The organism is Streptococcus oralis, from assembly GCF_001579025.1.
Classification (GTDB): domain Bacteria; phylum Bacillota; class Bacilli; order Lactobacillales; family Streptococcaceae; genus Streptococcus; species Streptococcus oralis_X.
In genome coordinates, this window is sequence record NZ_KQ970235.1 from 779,694 (window position 1) to 781,635 (window position 1,942).

A 1,942-nucleotide genomic window follows, 5' to 3' on the forward strand; every position below is an offset into this window, starting at 1 on the left:
GCATGCCATGATGAGTGTTGCATCGCCAACTCCTTCATTTTTACTGCCTCTATTATAGCAAAAAGTGGCTATTGAAACCACTTTTTACAGTTCTTATATATACTGTTATTCATCCTAGTATTGGACATTAGTATTCACAGTATCAATCAGCCATTAAAAACTTTTCGATTGAATCAATAGCATAGGAAAGTTGATTATTTACAGACATCATCCGTTCAAGATTAGCGTCCATATAGTAGAGTTCAGATAAACCACCCCTAGGGAGAAAGAGTGAATAGTGGATATTCATCTTCTCTCGAGTACTTAACTCTATATGATTGCTTATGATATACTTTAACTCTTTTAACGTATTTACTTGAGCAATCACACCTTTTAACTGATATTGCTCGATGAGGTTTAGTAAATTGTCAATCTCTTCAATGACTTTAGCTTCCATATCATCCCCTCTTAGGAAAAGCACTACATAGCATCCAAACAATCCAGCAAGTCCTGGTAAGAATGGACTTCATAAGTTGGCTGGGCTTGTGTGTGATTTTCAAGGCGATGAGGGTTGTACCAGATAGTGTCAATTCCAGCATTATTACCACCTTGAATATCAGCTGTAAGGGAATCTCCAATCATCAGCGTCTTTTCTTTATCAAATCCAGCAATCTCTTGACCGATTTTTTCATAAAATAGTGCATCAGGTTTTTGAGTTTGCAACTGCTCAGAGATAAAAACTTGGTTGAAATAGGGAGCCAGACCTGATTGAGCCAGACGACCCGTCTGAATGGCAGTAATGCCATTTGTCGCAGCATACAAGTCATAATCACGTTCGATGAGGCTGTCCAAAAGTTCATGAGCGCCCGAAAGAGTTTGCCCCTGCTGGGCTAGAAAAAACTGGTAACGCTGAGCAAGTAACCTACCGTCTTTCTCCAGTCCAAAATGAGCAAATAAACGAGAAAAGCGCGTGTTAATCAGCTCTTGTTTACTAATTTTCTTTTGCTCCAAGTCTTTCCAGAGAGCCTTGTTCATCGGAACGTAATAATCTTTGTAGGCTTGGATATCCTCAACTCCTTCTTCCTTTAGAAGTTGCGTCAAAGCCACATCCTCAGCAGCATCAAAATCAAGCAAGGTGTGGTCGAGATCGAAGAGTAGAAATTTGTAGGACAATTTGAGAGTTTTCCTTTCTAAGTGAGAACAAGTTACTAGTATTTATTAGGGAAATATTCTTTTCCCAACTGCCATAAATACTGATCAATCTCTTTAAGATTAAATTCTTCTAATCCGTAGTATTCTCTAAAAGCAATAATTATATTTTTAAATTTTTGATAATCTTTTAGGTCTGCATTCTTAAATTTAGAAAATTTATCTGTTTTTCTAAAGTATTTCAATACCTTTTCTACGTAGCTATCATAAATAGGGTATTCTTTAGGATTGTGATGGGAACAGTATTTAGTAGAAAAAGAATAAAACTTTCTAGTTACACCATTGATCGTAACATTTTGAATTTCATTGACTAAAGTTACATCACCTTGTCTCAACCTATCGTCAATTTTAAGACTCAGTATATGTTCTGCAACTGGATAAACTGAAAAAATATTTGTGCTGTAAAAATCATTCAACGTAGCAACCTTTAATAAGATGTCAGAAATTTCTTCGTTGCTTGGCAATAGCTCAAAAAATAATTTATCTAAAGCATCTTCTTGCAACTTATAATTTTTAAGATTTTTCCACGATTTCAAGTATTTTCCTACTTCGCTGGCTGACGGTTTAGAAATAACAATATCTGATTTCTGTCTTCTATTATAGTTAATTTGCATACTTATCTCTCTTAAAGTAGTTATTAAAAAATGATAGATTTATTATAGCATATTACAAAACGAATGGGTAACCTCCTCATTCCCCCTACCCCAACCTCCTTGGCTATTCTGCTCTTTTCTAAGTTTCCCCTTCGGTAATT

General features: G+C 35.5%; 3 protein-coding genes. All 3 read right to left on the reverse strand.

Features of this window, described 5'->3' with window-relative positions; translation table 11 throughout:
* Window positions 1-142 precede the first annotated feature (142 nt).
* From SORDD27_RS03720 to SORDD27_RS03730, 3 genes are read right to left on the reverse strand one after another with little or no spacing between them, the layout of a single operon-like run.
* Window positions 143-436 (reverse strand): hypothetical protein, encoded by a 294-nt coding sequence (locus SORDD27_RS03720; protein WP_061427397.1) that lies wholly within the window; start codon window positions 434-436, stop codon window positions 143-145.
* Between the two features lie 23 nt (window positions 437-459).
* Window positions 460-1,152, reverse strand: coding sequence for a pyrimidine 5'-nucleotidase PynA (gene pynA / locus SORDD27_RS03725; protein ID WP_061427399.1), 693 nt, complete (start codon window positions 1,150-1,152; stop codon window positions 460-462).
* A 35-nt stretch (window positions 1,153-1,187) separates the two neighbouring features.
* Window positions 1,188-1,802, reverse strand: a complete 615-nt coding sequence (locus SORDD27_RS03730) for a hypothetical protein (protein WP_061427401.1) — start codon at window positions 1,800-1,802, stop codon at window positions 1,188-1,190.
* Window positions 1,803-1,942 lie beyond the last annotated feature (140 nt).

Coding starts and splice junctions, on each gene's coding strand:
- SORDD27_RS03720 (WP_061427397.1), bottom strand. CDS start 436: ATGGAAGCTAAAGTCATTGAAGAGATTGACAATTTACTAAACCTCATC.
- SORDD27_RS03730 (WP_061427401.1), bottom strand. CDS start 1,802: ATGCAAATTAACTATAATAGAAGACAGAAATCAGATATTGTTATTTCT.